The sequence below is a fragment of the Vibrio sp. 1F169 genome, from assembly GCF_041439605.1.
Classification (GTDB): domain Bacteria; phylum Pseudomonadota; class Gammaproteobacteria; order Enterobacterales; family Vibrionaceae; genus Vibrio; species Vibrio tasmaniensis_A.
In genome coordinates, this window is sequence record NZ_JBGOOI010000075.1 from 1 (window position 1) to 21,304 (window position 21,304).

A 21,304-nucleotide genomic window follows, 5' to 3' on the forward strand; every position below is an offset into this window, starting at 1 on the left:
CTGATCAGATCGTAGGTTCTTGATTTAGTTCCATTGAATTACGCAACAAAGCCGATGCGATCATAAAAAACACGGTTGGGTTGATGCCGTCTTCATCGCCATACTCAATGCCTTCGCGCTTAACACCGACAGCGATTGCCGGCTCAGTGACAGCCTTGCTTTTTGAGTGTGGGTAAGCGATGCCATCCATCGAGGTGATACTTTGAGATTCACGAATTTCGATGTCTGCCAAGAATGCTTCTTTATTACTGATTCGGTTGTTCTCAAATAACATGCCTGCCAATTCTTCAAACAGTTCTTTTTTATTATTCGCTTGAAGGTTGTTATTAATTAAGTTGACGTTGGTTAGCTGTGTGATCATTTATTAACTCATTCACTATTGAAGTTCTTGAATTAAAATTAATGGATTAACCCGATTCGCGAAATAGCAAATAAAAGCCCTTCACTGTACATTTGTACCAAGCAAAATTAAGTGTGATTTGCATCATTCATCCAGTGTGAGATGAGTCATATTTGATGGTGTACTTCGGTGTTGAAATAACTTTCTGTAGGAACAAAAATGCCCCGCAAAGCAGGGCATGATCAATGTTTGTATCTACTCGGGAGAGCTAGATTTACTTGATAGAGCTAGCTGTAAGCGCGCGCCACGCGTCCAACGCAATCTAGTTTGTAACTCTCAGCGTAAGCGGGAATGAATACAGATTGGCCTTTCTCAATTACGCAGGTTTCGCCGCATTGGTGAGTGAGCACCATAGATTCGTCGAGCGGCAATAGGATCTCGGCACCTTCGGTGGTGATCTGTCGTTGATGTGAGTTCTGCACGATAGAGAACTTAAAATCTTCGACTGGAATTTGATATTCCATCACATCACCTTGCTCTATCGGGCTGAGCAGCAATCTATCCGCAGGCTTTTCATTGAATTGAGTACAAGAGACTAATTCATTGATATCCATGTACTTAGGCGTCAACCCTGCGCGGAGTACATTGTCTGAATTTGCCATCACTTCTAAGCCCGTACCTTTAATGTAAGCGTGCGGTGTCTCGGCATCCAGATACATCGCTTGCCCCGGCTTTAAGGTGATCACGTTCAATAGCAGCGGAGCGAACAAGCCGACATCACCTGGGTATTGAGCTTCCAGCTCTGAAATCAACTGAAACACAGGTGTATCTGAAAGCTTGGCCTTCATCAGTAACATAGTCAGCGCCATGCCTTTTTGTTCTCCTTGCAAAGACAATAAGCTCGCGAAGAAACTCGCTAAACCATTGGGGGTTTGATCGCCCGCGAGATCGTTTACCATCGAATGCAGCTCTGGAATATCGAGGTAGTGGAAGTGCTCAAGAATCTCGCTGATTGATCGAAAACCATTCATCGCGGTGTAGTCTGTTAGGGCATACACCAGTTCTGGCTTGTGGTTGGCATCCTTGTAGTTACGGTTCCCCGCTGTCATCGGAATGCCTTGCTGCTCTTCTAGTGCATAGCCAGATTCCGCTTGCTGCTTGTTCGGGTGTACTTGAACCGAGAGCGCTTTCTCAGCAGCTAACACCTTGAATAGATATGGCAGCTCACCAAAACGACTTGCTACTTTCTCGCTTAAAAACAGGTTTAGGTTCTTAGAAATCAAGCTCGATAATGTAGTCTGCTGCCCGTTATCAGTGACCATTGAGCAACCATTCGGGTGAGCACCCATCCAGATCTCCGCTTGCGGTTCACCAGATTGGTTATCAATACCAAACAGTTGGCTAAACGAAGAAGGACTACCCCATGCGTAGTTTTGAATCACGTTAGTCATAGGGTAGAAAAAGCGTTGTACGAACGAGTCGTTCGCTAAAGAAAAATCAGACATCGAAATCACCATGAAGGGGAACATGGCTTGAGCTCTACTCGACCTATTGAAATGCGAGTAGAAGGGCTCAAGCCATTGGAGTTGAAATGGCTTAAGCCGCTGCTGTCGTTAGCTTGGCTTTGCGTAGATTTTTAAGCGCGATACAAGTAACCGCAGTCACACCCGCACCTGATGCCATGCACAGAAGTGCCAGCATTGGGTAGTTCATTGCGCCTAGTAGAGCAACAACCGGACCACCGTGAGCAACGCTGTTGGTGATACCGAATGAGAACGCCATAACAGCTGCCGTCATTGAACCAAGCACGTTGGCAGGGATAACCGACATTGGATCTTGAGCCGCGAAAGGAATCGCACCTTCAGAGATACCCACCAAGCCCATTGCGCCTGCTGCCTTACCTGCTTCGATTTCAGATGATTCGAACAGGTCGAACTTGCGGCCAAGTCTGGTTGCGATAGCCATACCCAGTGGAGCCACAGGAATTGCACACGCCATCGCACCCATGAATTGAGTTTGACCGCTGGCAATCATGCCGACCGAGAAAAGGAATGCCACCTTGTTGAATGGACCGCCCATATCGAAACCGGCCATGCCACCAAGGACGATGCCAAGCAGAACCACGTTGCCTGTGCTCATGCTCGTTAGTAGTGCAGTAAGAGCATCCATCAGCCCAGCGATAGGTGCGCCGATAACAAAAATGAACAGACCTGCGATGAACAAAGAGCCAGTGATCGGAGCGATCAGGATAGGCACAAGCGGTTGAACGAATTTGTGGTAGTTAAACGAGGTAATCCATTTAACGAAGTAGCCGACCAATAGACCGGCAATGATTGCGCCGATGAAGCCTGTACCTGCGTCAGCGCCGTAGAAAGAACCGTTGTTGGCAATCCAACCGCCAATCAAACCTGGGGTTAGAGCAGGGCGGTCAGCAATCGCGTAAGCAATGTAGCCCGCCAAGATTGGGATCATCAATGTGAAGGCAACCACACCGACTTCTAGAATTTGGTTCCACATGCTGCCAGCAGGAATCGCCATGCCTGATTCACTTGGCTCACCGCCAATGGCTAGTGCTAGGGCAATCAAAAGGCCGCCAGTCACCACGAATGGGATCATGTGAGATACGCCATTCATCAAGTAACGATAAAGGTCTGAACGCGCTTGTGAGGCTTTTTCTACAACAGATTGGTTGGTCGGCGTTTGTTCAGCTTGGTAACTAGGTGCATTAAGAGCTTGCTTAATCAAGCCTTGCGCATCTTTGATTGGCGCTTTTACGTTGGTGCTAATGACACGTTTTCCGGCAAAGCGAGCCATGTCGACCTGTTTATCACAAGCCACGACAATCGCGTCTGCACGTTCGATCTCTTCTTGAGTCGGGCTGTTTTTAACACCAATAGAACCGTTAGTTTCGACCTTGATGTCGTAGCCAAGAGCCGCTGCGCCTTTCTCTAGTGCTTCAGCGGCCAAATAAGTGTGTGCAACGCCAGCTGGGCAACCGGTCACACCAATGATGAAGCCTTGTTTCTCAACGTTGTTTTCCGCTTCTGAAGGCTCAGGTTTGGTAAGCAGTAGTTCTAATGCTTCTTGTTCAGATTGAGCATTCATGAAGCTTTCGATAAAGCCTTCTTCAATCAGTTTTGAAGAAAGCTCTGCCAATACTTCGATGTGGTGATCATCGCCGCCATCTGGAGACGCAATCATGAAGAAGAGTTTTGATGGTTGGCCGTCATCTGCGCCGTACTCGATACCCTGCTTGTGGACGCCGATAACAACTGCAGGTTTGATCACCGCGCTGCTTTTCGCATGTGGCAGGGCAATGCCCTCTTCAAACCCGGTATTACCTTGTTCTTCACGCGCCTTAATGTCGGCAAGAAACTGTGCTTTGTCTGAGATTCTGCCTTGTGCGTACAGCAGGTCTATTAGCTCTTTAAATACGTCTTCTTTTGAATTAGCGCTAAGCGAAAGCTTAATCAAATCTTGATTGATCAATGTCGTGATCATAATGAACCCCTACTCTGTTTTTATTTTGTTAGGGGTATTCTGGAATCTACGGCTTACCTTCTGTAGTGAAGAAAAAACGCATTTACTGGATGATTGTTGCGTTATAAGTGGAGTGTGATTTTGATCGGTCGAGTGGCTGTTTTAAGGGCGGTGTTGACAGAGTTTAAGATGTGTTGAGGCTTTTATTTATAAGGGATTCAGCGTATTTGTTTATCAGAGCAGGAACGTGCTATGTCAGTTTTGGTACTGGAAATTTATTTCCGTGACTGGATTTTTGTAACCTAGATCTCAAATTGTGATTTTGCTCAATAGCGCTATGTTTCACTAAGGGGTATATCTATTCCCGTAGCCTTATTGCTGCCCATTAGAGTTCGAATAATGATATTTCATGACTTAATCTCGTCTGTATTAAATGAGCGAGAACCGTTTCATAACATCTGGTTTGCTGGAGATTTTCACACGCCTTCAGCGTGCAGTTATCAGGTGAACTTTCCGCGCTTAGAGCTAGTGCTAGACGGAGAGTATATTAATGAAATGGAGAGTCATGATCGCAAAATAACCAACGTTATCGCCAAAGCCGGAGACGCGATTTTCATCCCACCCAACTGCTGGAACAAGCCAAACTGGGATACAGACTGCTCGGTGTTGAGCATGTTGTTTGGTCGTCGTCAGCTTGGTTTAAGCTTGGTGAGCAAGCGCAAAGGCGAGGAGAGCTTTTACGATATTCAAAAGCACAGTATTCAGACTCGCTCTGGTTTTGCGATTGATAATATTTTGGAGGCGCTTAGCTCGTTAGCGAGAGAGAGTAACAAGCAGCCGATGGACGAGTTATTGCTGCAAGCTCTACTGCAATACAGTAAAACCATGCTGGAAGCGCCCGTAGAAAAATCTCATAGCCGAGTACAGGATGTGTATCAAGGGATTTGTATCTACATTCAAGAGAACTTCCACCGCCAGATCACCCGAGACAGCATTGCCTCGCGCTTTAGCATTTCATCCAATCACTTGTCGCGAATGTTCCGTCAACAAGGCCACATGACGCTAGCAGAATACATCACCCGCGTGCGGGTCGACCGTGCCAAGTTCATGCTCAAGAAGTACAACTTCAAGCTCAATGAAGTGGCTGTACGTTGCGGTTTTAAGGATGTGAACTACTTCTGTCGAGTATTTAAGAATCGCACCGGAAGAACGCCGACTGAATATCGAGGCTCTATTTAGTTAAGCCGTCTTTTTAAGTCGGAGCGTATTTTTTTGTTGAGCCGTATTTTGGAGTGAGTAGCCTTAAAGTAGGCGAGATGAGATATACATCAACAAGGCTTGTAAATCGACACTGCTTCGAGTCTTTTGCAAACGCTCGTTGACCTGATCGTGAAGTAGGTTTCTAGTTAGGTTGGTAGCCGCCACAATGTGTTCATGTTGCGGCTTGGTTGGCAGTACTAAAGCGATAGCTACGTGTACTTGGCCAATTTGAGATGCCCAGTCAATCGGGTTGTCACTGACGATGACCGCGATCGAGAGATCTTGAGTAGATTCAAACATCACATGTGGCAGTGCGATACCTGGTGACACGCAGGTTGAAGAGCGTTCTTCTCGCTTAATGAAAGCCAAAATCAGCTCATCTGGATCTTCTGGATAAACGAGGTGAGCGAGCCCTTTCAAGCACTCAAATTTTGTCAGTTGAGTTTGCGCCTTAGCGTGGTGCCACTTGATGTCACAAGGCGGGCATATCTGAGGCATACGCTGGATTAAGTCGTTCGAGAACTCATGATTCACTTGTGAGCCAACCATGTCGTAATGCTCAGCAATCACGTCTTTTATTACAAAACATGCGAGTTCAGCATCAATACCTACTGCGGTTATCTGGCATAAATCCCCCCGGAGTAAACCCACTTGTAACATCGCGACAGATTTGGAGAGATCAGCGGTTCGATTTTGAGTGATGTTGATAATGCGGATGTTGCTTTTGAACTTCTTCGCTAAACGAGTCAACGGCTGCGCGACGTGTGAGTTCGCGGCAGGATCGTCAACGAAGAAGGTGATCTGATATTCATTCATGAAAGGTTTAAGTTCGACAATGCTTGATAAAGACTTTATCGACACTCAATAACACCTCTTCCATGGGAATGAAGACGGTTTTCGCGGGGTCAAATCGGCTTGGTTGTTCGATGTCGATATCAGAGACGATCAACACTTTGTCTGCGAGGGTAATATCCTGGCCTGTCAGTAAGTTTTCAATCCCCATAGCGCCTTGAGTCTCAACCTTGATTGAAACATTGAATTTTGGGGCCGTTTTATTTAGTGCATCAGCTGCCATATAGGTGTGCGCAATGCCTGTAGGGCACGCAGTTACCGCTACAATTCTCATTATTATTCTCGGTGTGCTTAGATCGACAGTTTACTTGGATCGATGGGACTATCTGAATCTAGGAAGTTTATGGATTCCCGTTTTTAATTCAAAGGTGAACGTCACACTCTTGCTTCTTGGTTACAATTATCCAGTTAATGCACCTTTCGTCCTATATATCGAGCGGCCTTGCCTCGTTAGTCTTTTCATATTATTAACCTCTTTATCTCATTTACTTAAATTGGTACTCGGACGAGGCAGCACATGGACATCACTGACATTATAGAGCCGGAGATTATCTGTCTGGATTTACAAGCAGACTCTAAACAGGCGGTATTTGAAGAGCTTGTCGAACTGCTCGACCGTGCCGGTAAGCTCTCTAATAAAAGTGCATTCCTTGATGACATCTGGAAGCGTGAGGCCATTGGTAATACGGGCTTTGATGATGGTATTGCGATTCCACATGCGAAAAGTACCGCCGTTGCCAAACCTGCTGTGGCGGTAGGTATTAGTCGAACGGGTATCGATTATGGCGCAGACGGCGGCGAACTGTCGGATGTGTTCTTTATGCTCGCCTCACCAGACAATAGCGATGATCATCATATTGAGGTTCTGGCTCAGATCTCAACTCGATTGATCGAAGATGGTTTTGTTACAAAATTAAAGGCGGTAGAGTCGGTCGAGGAAGCTCAAGAGCTGTTTCTCGAAGCGAATTCTGAATCTTTCGATAGCTACGCTTCTAGTCATCATGAAGTTTACAGCGAACCATTAAGCCCGTGGGCTCAGTCTCTTAATCGTCTTAAAGAACACTTGTTGTACGGTACTTCGCACATGATCCCATTTGTGGTCGCGGGTGGGGTACTTTTGTCTTTGTCGGTAATGATGTCTGGTCATGGCGCAGTGCCTGAGAGCGGTGTTCTGGCTGACATTGCACAGATGGGCATCGCGGGGTTAACCCTGTTTACTGCGGTACTCGGTGGTTACATCGCGTATTCGATGGCTGACAAACCGGGTTTAGCGCCCGGAATGATCGGCTCTTGGGTCGCGGTCAATCAATACAACACCGGATTCCTCGGTGCGATAGTGGTCGGTTTCTTCGCGGGCTTTGTGGTTAATCTACTTAAGAAGATCAAGCTGCCAGACAGCATGATCTCGCTGAGCTCGATCTTCATCTATCCACTAGTCGGCACCTTTGTTACCTGTGGTGCGGTGATGTGGGTGATTGGTTCTCCTATTGCCCAAGTGATGCTAGAGATGAACCAAATGCTGACTGGCATGGCAGGCTCAGGAAAAGTGGTGCTAGGCAGTATTTTAGGGGCGATGACGGCCTTTGATATGGGCGGCCCAATCAACAAAGTGGCGACGCTGTTTGCTCAAACGCAGGTGAACACTCAACCTTGGCTAATGGGCGGCGTCGGTATTGCCATTTGTACGCCACCATTAGGTATGGCTCTTGCAACTTTCATATCACCTAAGAAATTTAAAAGAGACGAGCGTGAAGCGGGTAAAGCCGCCGGTATCATGGGAATGATCGGCATCAGTGAAGGCGCGATTCCTTTTGCTGCCGCCGACCCTGCGCGCGTTCTGCCTGCTGTTGTTGCTGGTGGCGTAGTTGGTAACGTGGTCGGCTTTATGTTCCATGTAGTGAACCATGCACCATGGGGCGGCTGGATTGTATTGCCAGTGGTTGATGGCAAGATTGGCTATATCGTCGGCACACTAGCAGGTGCTCTAACGACGGCTCTGATTGTGATACTGCTGAAAAAGAACGTGGTCGAAGGCGAAGCGAATTCTAATCAGTTCACGGGTGGCTCGGTAACGGAAGAAGGGCAAGCGGATGTATTAGCGATCACTTCTTGTCCATCTGGTGTTGCTCATACGTTTCTTGCGGCTAGGTCTTTGGAAAAGGCGGCTCATCATCTTGGGGTTCGGATTAAAGTCGAAACGCAGGGGGCCAACGGAATCGGCAATCGCATCACACAAAAAGATATTGAACGGGCGAGGTTGGTGATTTTTGCTCATGATGTGGCAATTAAAGAGATCGAACGCTTTGCGAACGTGAAAACCTTAGACGTCAGCACCAAAGAGGCGATGCTCAATGCTCAGGCGTTGATCATGAGGAAAGTATAAAAGCCATCGGCTTTAAGATTGGCTGAAAGGCAATAAATAAAAAGACGCCCAAGTATTAGTAGTAATACTTGGGCGTCTTTTTGTAGATCTGAGCCTATATACGCTCAGTTACTAAAAAGGGTGGTACTTGAAGATGTCTTCAACCATTGAGTTGAGTAGTTCTGTGTCATCGCAGGTTTTTGCATAAGTGCGTAGTCCTGCAATTTGAACCTGAACGTGGCGAGCTAGTTGAGTAGGTTCTCGATCTTTACTTATCTCACCTAAATCTTGCGCTTCGGCAATCAGCTTAGCGAACTCGCCTTCCATGATTTTGAGTGATTTCTTGGCTTCTTCTAATAATTCAGCGTGCTCATCCGTCAGTTCAGCTACTGTTTTAGCCAGCATACACATGCCGTTAGGCGCGCTTTTTTTCGATTCGACAACGGCACGTTTTACGAAGTTTTCTAGTGCTTTGATTGGAGAGTCGGTTTCGCTGCGAAAGCGGTTCAAATTGTGAATGCCGAGTTCGGTATAGCGAGCCAATGTCTCTTTAAACAAGCCTTCTTTGCTGCCAAAAGCCGCATAAATACTGCCGGGACGCATATCAATCACGTCCTGTAGATTGCGCATAGAAGTTGCGTGAAAGCCCTTTTCCCAATACAGGTTAGTCGCTTTATCTACTACGTCTTGTCTATCGAACTTCGCTGTCTTGGCCATAACATCTACTTCATTAATCTGAACATATGTTCAATATTTTAAGATGAACACTCGTTCTAGTAAAGGAGTGTCTGGTTACTCTGGCAATCTCGCAAAGATCGATAGCATTAATCGGTAATAAAAAACTCTAATCATCAACAACTTCGACGGTTTTATGTTGTGCGCCGTAATAGGTACCTTCATCGATGGTGTACATCAGCGTTTCTTTGCACTCTGGGCAATCGAATTCTTCATTGGGTTCGATTGCTTCCTCTTCTACCCATTCCCATCCAATGTGTTCTTCGCAAGCGGGGCAATCCATAAAAATACCTCTCAGCTGTTGTCGCATATTTACTGCGAGCTTCTACTTAATAAGCTCGGCAGTATACATATTTGAGACTGAATATGGTTTTGTTGCAGCGCTCAAATAACCTTCACTCTTTCTATTCTCATTGAGCCCGTTATCATAGTCAGCCTTTCAGTTAGGTTGGCTAATTAACCAATGCCTTACAGAAATAACGACTCCAAACATCATTATTTAAGAAGCATACTTATCGGCTGACCAATCATTCTGACTATAGCTGTCCGATGATATCCTCAACAGTTGACAGAATGAAGAGCGAACCCTCGATGGTACTGGCTCGACGGTAAGATATCCTGAGCACTATTGGAGCCTGTCATTACCTGAGAATGGTGTTTAAGTTGCCTCTGCGCCAAGCGTAGGGTTTCACCGAAAACCTGCTAGAAATTCTGGGCATGAAGCACCTTCAATGCCCAGATTATACCCTGCAGTCAAAGCGACTCAGTCAGCTTGACTTTTCAACACCACGAGTTAAAAAATGTGATAAACCCGATACCAACATTGTCGCTATCGCGATTGATTTTACAGGGCTGAAACGGTTTGGTAAGGATGAATGGCACCAGGAAAAACATAAGGTTAATGTCAAACGTAGCTGGAGAAAAGCGCACTTTGCGGTTGATCGTCATCACTGGATCTAGAGCTCCATATTAACCGATAAAAACACGATGGATGATCAGGTTATCGGGCCGTTATGTCAGTCCATCATTACGGATGTTAAGCACGTAAGTGCCGACAAAATGTATGATACCAATGCGGTGTACCAGACATTAGAAGAGCATTTTCCGAATGCTGATATTGTAACCGCCAAAAGACAATACGTTTGCGGATGACGGACATCATCCCAGAGAATGAGCAACCTGATAGGTTGTTCCGCCCTTGGTATTACCGATTGGTAGAGGGGACGGCAATATGGAAAAAGGAATATTTCAGAAACGACCATGCAATGTTAATCGGTTGTTCCATTTTAAATCGTTTCACTCACCTCGGGATGCCCAAGAGCTACCGAGCCGCTTAACCGTATCAAAAGAACACCTAGGTTGAGTATTGCAACAAAGCCCTTGTTTGCGACAAAACCGATGTTTCTACGTTCCAATTCCAAGGTGCAACAGAACCTCTCACCCCACTCTGAATGTATTTGGCACTTCAATGATCACACCTCCTTGCAATAGTAAGACTCTATCTGCAGATGCAATGGTTTCTGGGCGGTGAGCAATCATTAAAATTGGCAGACCAATATCTCTGAATGTTTGACAAACTAGTGATTCCGTGTGTATATCTAAGCTACTTGTTGCTTCATCTAGTATTAATAGTTCTGGTTTTTTATATAACGCACGCGCAATTAAAATTCTTTGTTTTTGTCCACCTGACAAGCTTGACCCCATCTCACCAACTAACGTGTGATATCCCATATTCAATCGTTCAATGTCATCATGTACACCTGCTTTTTGTGCACATTGAACTAACCATTCCTCATCTGACTTTGACCCAAAGAAAGTAATATTCTCGATAATTGAACCACTAAACAATTGATCCTCTTGCAATACTGAGCCGATACGCTGCCTCACCTCTTTCATTGAAAGAACTGAATTACCAAAGAATTTGATATGGCCACCAGTAGGTTTGTAAATACCAAGCAATAATTTAGAAATTGTCGATTTGCCACATCCTGACGTACCAACCAGAGCAACTATCTCCCCTTGTTTGATTTTAAATGAAGCTTTATTCAATAGAAGAGGTTCATTTGTGCCATAAGAAAAGGATACGTTCGCAAAATCAATCAAATTATCACTAGCGAAAATGGGTTTAGGTTGAGTTGTTGTAATTGCATAATCATTGTCTGTTTCTTTCTGAGTAAGTACAATATCTGCTAATCTCTCGTTGTAAACGGAGAGAATTTTGTACTCAAAATATTTATCTATTAATGAACTGATGCTACCTGAAAAACGTCCTTGATATGACAGAAACGCAACGAGCATACCAATCGTAAATTGTTCGTTTAACACTAAATTTGCACCAAACCAAAGTATAGAAGCTGACACCAAGCTGATAATTGTGGTGTTTATCGTGTTATAAATTATGGCCAGCTTGAATTCATGTAATTGTGCATTACGCCGATTGATATTTAAATTACGCCATGCAGATTCCCGCCAAGGTAGTGTTCCATTGACTCGAAGGCTTAATACTCCTCTTACTGTTTCTATGAAGTAACTTTCTTCTTTCGTATTTGCTTCCCAAGTGTTTTCTTCTGCTCTTTTGAACGATCCAAACCATGCAAAACGTAAGCACACATAAATAATTGCGGCAATAATAGTGATAACGGAAAGAGTTGGACTATACAGCAGCATTACCATTAGCGTACCGACTACTAAAACAAGGTCAAGTAAGGCTTGAATGATGCTAGTTGTCAACGTGCTTTGTATTACATTGATTGCTGAAAATTTAGCACTAATACTACCGATATCTCGTTTCTCAAACCATTCAATAGGCAATCGGAACAGGTGATGAAAAACATTCGCAGTCCACTGCGTTTTGAAATTAACTGATAGTGTTACTGTTGCCCACTCTTTTGCTAGCCCAATTAAAGTTTGTGTCGCTGTTATTAGAAGAATAGCAAGAATGATAAGCACGAGTAAATTTTCATCATAACCAACTAACACCTCGTCAATAACAATCTGATTAAGCATTGGAAGTAGTAAAGCGATGGCTTCAAGAATCAAAGCAAAAGCAAAAATTTTAATTAGTGAAGATTTTAAACCTATTGTATTACCGACTAGTTCAGACAGCTTTATTTTGTCTTTTTCATCTAATTTTTTAAAGTCGTGAGTTGGAGTTAATTCGAGTGCAATACCTGTAAAGTGCTTGTTTACATCTGAAAGGCTTAGCTGAGTTACACCATTTGCTGGATCATGAATAACAACTTTGTTTCCTTTTATTGAGTTAAGAACGACAAAATGGTTTAAATTCCAGTGAAGGATACAAGGAGTGCTCAATTGGTGTAGTTCATCTAAATCCAATCGTACTGCTCTACCAGAGAGTTTCAGTAGTTCTGCGCACTCAATAAGACGCGAGAAAGACATACCATGTTGCGTTATGCCAAATTTGGCTCGTAAATTCCTCAAGCTTATTTTATAACCATGCCAATCTGCGATCATGGCGAGACAAGCAACACCGCATTCTGCATTTTCTGTTTGACGGACTAAAGTAAGTTTTTTACCCCACCCCCAATCCAGATGGTTAATGACTTCCATGGACTAAATTCTCCCTTTAATTGTATATAATGGTTCAAGTATCCACTCATAAATTTTACGAGAATCAAGCTCAACATCAGCAACAACTGTCATTCCTGATACAAAATGTTCTTCTTGTCCGTAAACTGTGATCGTTGGCTTGGAAAGTTCAACCTTAACTTGATATAGCCCCTCAATAGCTACACTTTTAATTAAATTTCGATTTGGAAGCATTTCTGGCGCAACCGATGATTTAGATATGTTAGTTATCGTGGCTGTTTGAACTCCAAATTTTTCATGCGGAAAGGCATCAAATCTTAGTTTTACTTTTTGTCCTATTCTCATAAAACCAATACTTTTGCTAGGAGCATACAGTTCAACAAACACTCTCTTACTCTCCGGAATAATAACTAATAAGGGTTGGCCATTTATTACTGAGTGCCCTTTCTCCGTAAGTATTGATGCAATGACCCCTTTAATGGGAGACATAATTTGATTATCATTCTCATATGAAAATTCTACTTTATTTTGGTTGATAGTTTCTAATTGTCTATCGATATCTTTCAGGGTAAGATTTAAATTGATGTCGAGATTTCTTTTTTTAGTAGTCAGATTTTGTTTCTCTCTTAATAGTTTTTGAAGATTTAACTTATGAGTTTGCGTTTGTGACTCTTTAGCAAGCAGGTCAAGCTGTTGTTTTTGAAACTCAATCTCTGACATAAATTTATTGTTAAGTAGAGTTTTCTGCTTGTTAACTAATTTTTGAGTGAGTTCTAATTCATGGTAGGACAATGTAAGCACATAATTTAATATGTTGATCTCTGAATCTAGTCGGCTTATATCTTCAGTTAAAGACTGTTGAGCGAACTCTGATTTTTCTGATTCTTGGTGCCTACGTTCAAGTAATAGTTGATATTGATTCTTAATTGAAGTAAGTATTCGTTTTTTTACCCCTATACCCGTTCCATCAAATCGTTCGGTTTTAATTTTGTATAGAGGATCCATTATTTCTACATGTTCCCCTTCCTTTACGAATAATTTTTCAACATAGCCAGAGTTATTTGCTTGTACCTTAACCATCCCCCCTAGTGGACTAACAATACCTACGAGGGTTTCCCGTCTTGTATATTCTGCAAAACTAATGAAAGCGATTATAGCGACTAACACAAAGATTGACAGTCCAAGGTATATATTTTGATTTAAAGATGTATTGAGTAAAATACCACCTTCATTACCTGATTTTTGCGCTTCGAAATATCCCGGTCGATATAGGCTTTTCCTTTGTGCAACCATAATTCTAAGTCTCTCATTTATATATAATATTATGAGCTAATCTTAATATGACATATTGAATAACCTAAAGTTTCCAAAATAATAATAATACAAGCAGATTACAATAAATATAATCTACCTGTATGTTGTTTAATTTAATAGTATAACTTATTCTTATTGGTTGTTTTATAATCATTCATTAACTGTGCGTTTATAGCCTTATTGAAGAGCTATAAGTATGACAGAAATAGTAATATTCAAAACAAGCTTTAATTATGCCCACCAGGCCCCATGCTAAAGCAGCCACCAGAGTACATGCTCCCAAAACTTGTCATTACTCCTGCAGTGGCAGCGCTAGTAGGAGAACTACCAGACGCCAAACTAACATTACTAGTCGCAAGTCCATCATTGATCGCACTTGTCAGACATGCAACTGCAGGATTATTGGTCAGATCTGAATTACTATGACGTCCACCATTGTTGTAAGATGGGTAGTTACTACTTCCATTACTACCACTATAACTCCCCCCCCTATAACCAGCCGGAGCACCACTACCTTCACCTCCACCATCGACCATTAAAATTTCAGACTCTGTTAAGCAGAACATAATTGTTTCCTTCTTTAGTGTAGTTAATTACAAATTTTGGTAAGAATTAATGAAATCACTAATTGATTTATCATCAATAGTAGTATTGCTAATATTTCTTAAAGTTTGATTAATAATATGTTTTTGCGAAAACTTTTCATGCCTTAAATGAAAAACTGCATTTTTATCTACATACATATCCATTTTATTTGCCAACCTTACTATATCTTCCATTAAATCGAATCGATTCCAATTGGTTTTTGGTTGACTTTGAAGTGCAACTTTAAATGAGTTAACCTTAGTGAAATCTGTTTTTTTTATTCTCAATATGTCAGATAAAAATACATCTTCGAAATACGAAAGATTCTCTATGAATTTGGCTGTTAATAATTTCAAGTCGTGATCATTTATTTTTTCTTTATTATATTTATTAATAAAGAAAACAAAATTATGTAACCACTTTACAATCAACTTATGGTCATCCCAAACTCCATAGTCTTCATGGCCATACCTATAGTTTGCAAAGTTTGGTACAGCACTTATAGTGCCAAAATCAATGAACTTAGTATCAATACAAATGTTTGAACTAGTTAATGAGCGATGTGGTATGCCTAAAATTCTTGATGCCGCGATTTGTTTTGCCAATTTTATCAAAAAATGAGATAAGGCATTTTGTAGTGACTCTTCAATATGTAGCTTACTGAGTATTAAATTATCTTTCAAAAGGTGTATAGCTTTTTTTACTCTTAGCGCATCGTTATCACGTAAGTATTGGTATTCATACTTTGGAAAGAAAAAAGGAGCTCTTACAAAATGTGCAGGCCTGATCGAAACCTGTCTAATAGCTAAGACACAAGGAAGATTTCTTGGCTCAGGTAAGCCATAAAAACTTCTTATAGCTGTGTTTGTGTTAATTATGGCCAATGTTCGAACTGCTCCATAAGGTAAGTTTTTATGGCACACTTCTCCCCATATAGCTTCGTTAACAGCTTCTAGAATACATAATTTTCCGTGTGAATGATGTTCATCCATTTGCAAACTAACAAGGGGATTAGCTCCGATTCCTTTTATTTGAAAATTACCATTGCTACCGCATCTAGCTCCACCACCATTACAAATCTCATATCTAGATCCATAACGATCTGCCAAAAAAAACTTACTGTCATTTGTAAATATGTTCTTTTTATTTGTATATTCTTTAGTGACATATGAAAAATTATCTAAAATTTCAGACTCTATTTTAGATTCATCTATATTTAGATCCTTAACTAAATTTTTGTTGTACCAAATTACACTGGTTTTTTTCAATTTATGTGTTTTAAAGCGTACAAAACTGGTTTCACCTAGCTCCTTTTTAAATAGTAATGTATTTTTAGAGTTAGGTTCTTTAAATGTTTTAATCATTTTATAAATAGCCATTTTTTATAGGTTTATTTGATATGTCTCTAATGCAATATGAACAAGAATCAACATATGACTTTATAGATTTAAACAACCGGTACATGTCTCTAATGTTTTTTTTAGAATAATGCAAATCAAGATAATCAATAATTATCAAATTTTGACCTTCATTCCACTCTGTTGGGTGTAAATAAAATCGGTTAGATGTGTGATATCGAATTAATGTGTCGTTATCCACCCAAGCCCATAAGATAAAACCCGTTTTTACAACTCCATCTTCGGTGTAAATTAATTTATATTGCCCATGCAGAATTGCTGGTTTAACCCAATGTAAAAAGGATTTTATATCAATATAATAATATTGGTCACTTCTAGAGCAAAGTTCTATAAAAGCACCTATTACCCAATTCATGTCATCCCCTACATGAATATATGGCGTGTTTTTAGATATTGTCTTATTTAGTTGGCTCAGAGTCTTCATTATATATCCACCACTATCACAGAGTATATGTATTAATTAGCGTTATCTTGATATGGAACTTTTTATTACAAGCCAAACATGATAAAAAGTAATGGCATAATCACCGCTGCACTTATATTCCATAACATATGAGAAATAAAGACCGAAAGGAAAGCATAAATATTACCATATCTCATCCGTACATATTCGTATGTTAAAGCGAGAGCAAGTCCAGTTACCAATACTATAATTGCGTTTATCGTAGAATTACCTAGGTGACACAAAGAAAATATAGTAGCTGAACCTACAATTGAGAATGTTGGGCTTCCTTTTACATGACGAAGGATCGTTTGTATAAAACATTGAAATATTAGAGTTTCAGTAAATGGTGCATCAATTAACAAAAAAAACAATACAGAAAAAATTTTATCATCACTAGTATCCAGAAGAACATTACCAAAGCCCTTGAGAAGGAAGTAATCAAAAAGAAGAAAGATCAATGCCCATAGCAATGCTAATCCGTAAACACGAAGTAAAAACTGTTTCCGATTTAACTCTAATGTATCGTAAATTAAACAATTTATCCGTTCAATCAAATTAACCCCCTATATTTAGTACTCACTAAATATAAATAACCTCATAAGAAATAGATAGGTAATATATAACTTTAAGATTTTTTAATCAGTCCGAAAAACATACTCTAAATTATAAATCTATAAGCAATATCAATTACAGCTATTTGACCCATACACATTTCCATATTGTATTTACGCAAAACGTGACACATACCCCATACTTCTATCTATTATATGAAAAGTAATATTTCAAATTTAGTTAATAGAGGATGACAATAACTACCAAGGGCGTTGTTGCCTAAATTAGTTGAACCTTTTTCAAGTCCTGCGATCTGATCCTTTGTGATGGTTAGAACGGTGGTGATATGGGTAAAGCGAAAAAGAAGATAACTAACTGGGCGGAGTACAACAAAGCGCTTTGCAATCGTGGTTCAGTTACGTTCTGGATAGACGATTCAGCCATTGATGCAGGGCGATGCAAAACCCATCATGGCAAGCGGGGGAGAGGCTTCCAGTACTCTGATACAGCGATTGAAACTGCCTTAATGATTAAGGGGATCTTCTCTCTGCCATTGCGTGCTCTTCAAGGCTTTATCGACTCCATCTTTGAGCTATTGGATGTTCCGCTGACCTCTCCTGACTACACCTGCATTAGTAAACGCTCGAAGACGGTTCAGGTCAAATATCGCAATAAGTCTAGAGGGGCTATTCGTCATATAGCCATTGATTCGACTGGCCTCAAAGTCTTTGGTGAGGGTGAATGGAAAGTGAAAAAGCATGGTGTAGAAAAACGCAGAACATGGCGCAAACTGTATTTAGCTGTAGATGTGGATACTCACGAAGCTATTAGTGCTAGTGCGGAAGTCAGCCTTGTAAATGTAGGCGATAGTGAAGTGCTACCGACGTTGCTTAACCCACTACGCAGAAAGGTCACTGCCGTATCTGCCGATGGAGCATATGACACAAAAAATTGCCACGAGACTCTGAGAAACAAAGGCTGTACGCCGTTGATACTGCCTCGAAAAAATGCAGCACTTTGGGAAGACGGCCATCCCAGAAACGAAGCAGTAACAGCTCTGAGAAATGGGACTATAGTGGATTGGAAGGTCGAGTCTGGTTATCACTATCGCTCAATATCTGAGACGGTAATGTCCCGATATAAAGGACTAACAAGCGGCAAATTGAGCTTGAGATGTTATAACGCTCAAGTTGGTGAGACACTGGCAAATGTCAAAGCAATGAACAAAGTCATAGGACTAGGTATGCCTGTTAGAAGCTAACGGCTAGTCATATATTGCGTCGTTGATCTTCAAGCTGATTTGATCAACAACGCCATTTAAGACTAAAACGAGAGGAGCAATACAGCACCTAGCCATTGATGCGACAGGCCTTAAGGTTTATGTCGAAGGTGAATGGAAAGTCAAAAAGCACGGAACAGATGGCAGCTGAGAGTTTGGCGAAAGCGGCATATTGCTGTCGATACAAGCACTTATGAAATTATTGCAGCCGAGCTAAGTTTATCAACGGTTACTGATGGAGAAGCACTCCCGAGCGTACTGAAACAAACACGCCGAAGTATCCTGAGGTATCTGGTGATGGCGCTTACGACATGAGATCATGCCATGCTGCTATTAAGATCAAGCGAGCCGTTGCGCTTAATCCCCCAAGAGAAGGGGCGGCCTTATGGGAGCGTAGTCATCCTCGAAACCTCACCGTGGGGTGCCAGAAGTTATACGGCTCAAATAAGTATTGGAAAGAGCGGTATGGATACCATCGACGTTCACTGTCGGAAACTTCGATGTATCGAATTAAACAGTTGCTAAGAGGGCGACTGAGCTTAAGAAATTACAATACACAGGTGGGTGAAATTTACGCGATGATAAAAGCGTTGAACAAGCTCACTGGGTTAGGCATGCCTGAAACTTGTCGTATTGACTAAGAAATACCCGAAACGGGGTAGCTCTATCTTTAAATCTAATTAAGCAACAAAGCCACTGAATATATAGATGATCGTGAGTGAACAGCTTGGTAAGGGTTACACAGTGAGTGCTGGTCTACCACTTTATGATTATGCAGCATGTGTCAATTTTTAGTCACTGCGTCAGAGAAATGTTGTTACACGTATTTTTCGTCTGGTTAAGTCAGATAGTTAACAGTTTTATTCATAAACCAATGAGTTTTATAAGGTTAAATGTTAACGTCCTCTGCGCTGAACTGTGTAGTTAGGTCATGGTTTACATAGGTCAGCTTGAATAATTATAGAGTCACAATTAAGGCGCACCCGTTAGAAGGAAGCCAAATTCGATGACTGAGAAGATTTGTTAGTTGTTAGGGAAATAATAATGAATTTAACCGATATGTCATTTAAGCAAAAAATCATCGCTTTGCTTATCTTACCGATCTTAGGGTTTTTATGGCTTAGTGTTTCTGCCATTTCAAAAGGCGTAGAAACCACCCGTGAAATGTCGTCATTAAACCAACTTACGCGTTTGTCGGTAGTGTACAGTGAGTTGGTGCACGAGTTACAGAAAGAGCGTGGTATGACGGCTGGTTTTATCGGGTCACAGGGAAACAAGTTTGGCAGTGAGCTAAAAGCACAAAGAATTAACGCAGACAGCAAACGCAATCAAAGAACCGAGTACTGGCAGTCTGAAGAAATCGGCTTATCGCAGATCGCGCGTCTGAATACTGAAATCAGCCAAAGTCTCAACCAAATTACTTCGATTCGCAATAGAGTGGATTCTCAATCAATTCCGCTTTCTGAAGCATTAGGTTACTACACCAAACTTAATGCTAAGTTATTGAGTGTATCTGCATTAATTGCTGAGCTAAGTACTGATGCCACCATCACGACAGAAACCGTCGCCTACTATAACTTTCTACAAGGCAAAGAGCGTGCGGGTATCGAACGTGCGGTTCTCAACAACACCTTTTCTAAAAATGAATTTGGCCCAGGTATGTTGGTTAAATTCATCTCTTTGGTAACCGAGCAAAATACATATTTTGCGAACTTTGAAGTTTTGGGTAACCCAGATAACGTTGATTTCTTTAAACAGCAACTGAATGATCGCTCGGTGGCTGAAGTGGAAAAACTTCGTGATGTGGCTGAATCGAAAATGAGTGGTTTTGATGTCGATCCTGTTTATTGGTTTGCTCAATCGACGGCACGAATTGTTCAGCTGAAGAAGACTGAAAATCAGTTAGCAGAGTCTCTTATTACACTGACGGATCAGAAAACTCAGCAAGCTCAATCAGCAATGATGGGCAGCATTGTGATGTTTGTTGTGATCACTTTGTTCGCAACTTTTGTTAGCTTCAAAGCCATTACTGATTTAACGACTCGAGTTAAAGATCTAACGCGAGTGCTTTCTAAAGTCCGAAATGACAATGACTTAACCGTTCGTGCGACTTACGAAGGTAATAGTGAGTTGGGTCAAATCTCATCGTCGCTTAATGAAACATTAGAGAAGTTTTCTCAAGTTATCGATAACCTATCTCAATCTAGCCTGACACTTGCTTCAGCAGCAGAAGAGACGGCGCAAACTTGCCAATACAACTCAAGCACCTTAGTTGAACAGCAAGACCAGATAGGCTTGATTGCGACAGCAACAGAAGAGCTATCAGCGACGGTGAATGAAGTCGCGGCTAAAACACAGCAAACGGCAAGCTCAGCGAAGATCGCTGATGAACAATCACAGCAAGGTTTAAGCACGGTTCAACAATCCTATGAGTCGATAGAAACCTTGGCTTCTGAGATTAACGGCCTCGCTGAAAAAATCACTCATCTACACGAAAGCAGCAACAATATTAACAGTGTGATTGATGTGATTAAATCCGTTGCCGAACAAACCAATTTGTTAGCGTTAAATGCAGCGATTGAAGCCGCTCGAGCTGGTGAACAAGGTCGTGGTTTTGCTGTCGTAGCCGATGAAGTTCGTACTTTGGCTCAGCGTACGCAACAGTCCACTTCGGAAATTGAAGGCTTCATTAACTCGCTACAATCTGACGTACAGACAGCATTCAATGTGATTGATAACAGCAAGAAGATGTCTTCAAGAGCGGTTGAAGACTCACGAGGAGTAGAACAGACCCTGCAAGATATTTCAGGGGCTGTGAGCGAAATATTCAGCATGGCAGAGCAGATCGCAACCGCAACTGAAGAGCAAGCAGTAGTGACTCAAGATATTGCTCAGAACGTTGTCGCGGTAGAGCAGAAGTCGACAGAATCTACGACAGGCGCAACGCAAATTGCTGCAACAGCGAAAGAGCAGGCTGAGTTGGCAACATCGCTGAAAGAGCTCTCGAATACGTTTAAGAGTTAGCAACTCAGAGCTAGAAGCTTTCTATCGCATATAAAAAATGTCCCGCCTAGTGCGGTAATGCCGTTCACTTAAGAGTGAACGGCATTTTTGTTCTTAGCATACCGTTGTG

General features: G+C 41.8%; 17 protein-coding genes and 2 pseudogenes. 6 read left to right on the forward strand and 13 right to left on the reverse strand.

Annotated elements, in window-relative coordinates; all coding sequences use genetic code 11:
• Nucleotides 1-52 precede the first annotated feature (52 nt).
• The 3 genes and pseudogenes from ACED53_RS19705 to ACED53_RS19715 all read right to left on the reverse strand — a co-directional run.
• Nucleotides 53-361, reverse strand: a pseudogene (locus tag ACED53_RS19705) (PTS sugar transporter subunit IIA); the annotation flags it as partial.
• Nucleotides 362-627: 266 nt separating this feature from the next.
• On the reverse strand, nucleotides 628-1,845 hold the full coding sequence (gene manA, locus ACED53_RS19710) for a mannose-6-phosphate isomerase, class I (protein WP_017100107.1): 1,218 nt from the start codon (nucleotides 1,843-1,845) through the stop codon (nucleotides 628-630).
• A 91-nt stretch (nucleotides 1,846-1,936) separates the two neighbouring features.
• Nucleotides 1,937-3,841, reverse strand: coding sequence for a fructose-specific PTS transporter subunit EIIC (locus ACED53_RS19715; RefSeq protein ID WP_017100108.1), 1,905 nt, complete (start codon nucleotides 3,839-3,841; stop codon nucleotides 1,937-1,939).
• A 378-nt stretch (nucleotides 3,842-4,219) separates the two neighbouring features.
• On the opposite strand from ACED53_RS19715, the gene ACED53_RS19720 reads away from it, so the two are divergent.
• Entirely contained in the window at nucleotides 4,220-5,059 is an 840-nt protein-coding gene (locus ACED53_RS19720) for a helix-turn-helix transcriptional regulator (protein WP_029223612.1), read from the forward strand.
• 63 nt (nucleotides 5,060-5,122) lie between these two features.
• On the opposite strand, the gene ACED53_RS19725 is transcribed toward ACED53_RS19720, so the two are convergent.
• Both ACED53_RS19725 and ACED53_RS19730 read right to left on the reverse strand, forming a co-directional pair.
• Nucleotides 5,123-5,896 carry a PTS sugar transporter subunit IIA gene (locus tag ACED53_RS19725; protein WP_017100110.1) on the reverse strand — a complete coding sequence of 258 codons (774 nt, stop codon included), beginning with the start codon at nucleotides 5,894-5,896 and terminating at the stop codon, nucleotides 5,123-5,125.
• Nucleotides 5,897-5,903: 7 nt separating this feature from the next.
• The gene (locus tag ACED53_RS19730; RefSeq protein WP_009846233.1) at nucleotides 5,904-6,206 is read right to left on the reverse strand and encodes a PTS fructose transporter subunit IIB; all 303 of its coding nucleotides are present in this window, start codon (nucleotides 6,204-6,206) and stop codon (nucleotides 5,904-5,906) included.
• A gap of 243 nt (nucleotides 6,207-6,449) precedes the next feature.
• Between ACED53_RS19730 and ACED53_RS19735 the strand changes: the two genes are divergently transcribed.
• On the forward strand, nucleotides 6,450-8,315 hold the full coding sequence (locus tag ACED53_RS19735) for a fructose-specific PTS transporter subunit EIIC (protein ID WP_017100111.1): 1,866 nt from the start codon (nucleotides 6,450-6,452) through the stop codon (nucleotides 8,313-8,315).
• A 111-nt stretch (nucleotides 8,316-8,426) separates the two neighbouring features.
• Here the strand turns inward: ACED53_RS19735 and ACED53_RS19740 are convergent, their stop codons facing one another.
• Together ACED53_RS19740 and ACED53_RS19745 are read right to left on the reverse strand one after the other, a co-directional pair.
• Entirely contained in the window at nucleotides 8,427-9,011 is a 585-nt protein-coding gene (locus tag ACED53_RS19740) for a TetR/AcrR family transcriptional regulator (protein ID WP_017100112.1), read from the reverse strand.
• A 127-nt stretch (nucleotides 9,012-9,138) separates the two neighbouring features.
• Nucleotides 9,139-9,312, reverse strand: coding sequence for a hypothetical protein (locus ACED53_RS19745; RefSeq protein ID WP_012601113.1), 174 nt, complete (start codon nucleotides 9,310-9,312; stop codon nucleotides 9,139-9,141).
• Between the two features lie 434 nt (nucleotides 9,313-9,746).
• On the opposite strand from ACED53_RS19745, the gene ACED53_RS19750 reads away from it, so the two are divergent.
• Nucleotides 9,747-9,989 (forward strand): hypothetical protein, encoded by a 243-nt coding sequence (locus ACED53_RS19750; protein WP_017100113.1) that lies wholly within the window; start codon nucleotides 9,747-9,749, stop codon nucleotides 9,987-9,989.
• A 477-nt stretch (nucleotides 9,990-10,466) separates the two neighbouring features.
• Here the strand turns inward: ACED53_RS19750 and ACED53_RS19755 are convergent, their stop codons facing one another.
• The 6 genes from ACED53_RS19755 to ACED53_RS19780 form a co-directional block, all read right to left on the reverse strand.
• The gene (locus ACED53_RS19755; RefSeq protein ID WP_017100115.1) at nucleotides 10,467-12,599 is read right to left on the reverse strand and encodes a peptidase domain-containing ABC transporter; all 2,133 of its coding nucleotides are present in this window, start codon (nucleotides 12,597-12,599) and stop codon (nucleotides 10,467-10,469) included.
• Between the two features lie 3 nt (nucleotides 12,600-12,602).
• A complete protein-coding gene (locus tag ACED53_RS19760; protein ID WP_017100116.1) occupies nucleotides 12,603-13,871 on the reverse strand; it encodes an HlyD family secretion protein in 1,269 nt (422 codons plus the stop codon).
• A 248-nt stretch (nucleotides 13,872-14,119) separates the two neighbouring features.
• Nucleotides 14,120-14,428: a hypothetical protein gene (locus tag ACED53_RS19765; protein WP_133153739.1), complete on the reverse strand. Its 309-nt coding sequence runs from the start codon at nucleotides 14,426-14,428 to the stop codon at nucleotides 14,120-14,122.
• 57 nt (nucleotides 14,429-14,485) lie between these two features.
• On the reverse strand, nucleotides 14,486-15,841 hold the full coding sequence (locus tag ACED53_RS19770) for an MchC protein (RefSeq protein ID WP_133153738.1): 1,356 nt from the start codon (nucleotides 15,839-15,841) through the stop codon (nucleotides 14,486-14,488).
• Between the two features lies 1 nt (nucleotide 15,842).
• Entirely contained in the window at nucleotides 15,843-16,250 is a 408-nt protein-coding gene (locus ACED53_RS19775) for a toxin-activating lysine-acyltransferase (protein ID WP_157939762.1), read from the reverse strand.
• A gap of 134 nt (nucleotides 16,251-16,384) precedes the next feature.
• Nucleotides 16,385-16,894, reverse strand: a complete 510-nt coding sequence (locus ACED53_RS19780; RefSeq protein WP_017100120.1) for a CPBP family intramembrane glutamic endopeptidase — start codon at nucleotides 16,892-16,894, stop codon at nucleotides 16,385-16,387.
• A 344-nt stretch (nucleotides 16,895-17,238) separates the two neighbouring features.
• Here ACED53_RS19780 and ACED53_RS19785 point away from each other — a divergent pair, with 344 nt between their 5' ends.
• The 3 genes and pseudogenes from ACED53_RS19785 (at nucleotide 17,239) to ACED53_RS19795 (ending at nucleotide 21,195) form a co-directional block, all read left to right on the forward strand.
• Entirely contained in the window at nucleotides 17,239-18,153 is a 915-nt protein-coding gene (locus ACED53_RS19785; protein ID WP_102580045.1) for an IS5 family transposase, read from the forward strand.
• Between the two features lie 55 nt (nucleotides 18,154-18,208).
• Nucleotides 18,209-18,812: pseudogene (locus ACED53_RS19790) on the forward strand (IS5 family transposase); the annotation flags it as partial.
• Nucleotides 18,813-19,215: 403 nt separating this feature from the next.
• Nucleotides 19,216-21,195 carry a methyl-accepting chemotaxis protein gene (locus tag ACED53_RS19795; protein WP_029225529.1) on the forward strand — a complete coding sequence of 660 codons (1,980 nt, stop codon included), beginning with the start codon at nucleotides 19,216-19,218 and terminating at the stop codon, nucleotides 21,193-21,195.
• Nucleotides 21,196-21,304 lie beyond the last annotated feature (109 nt).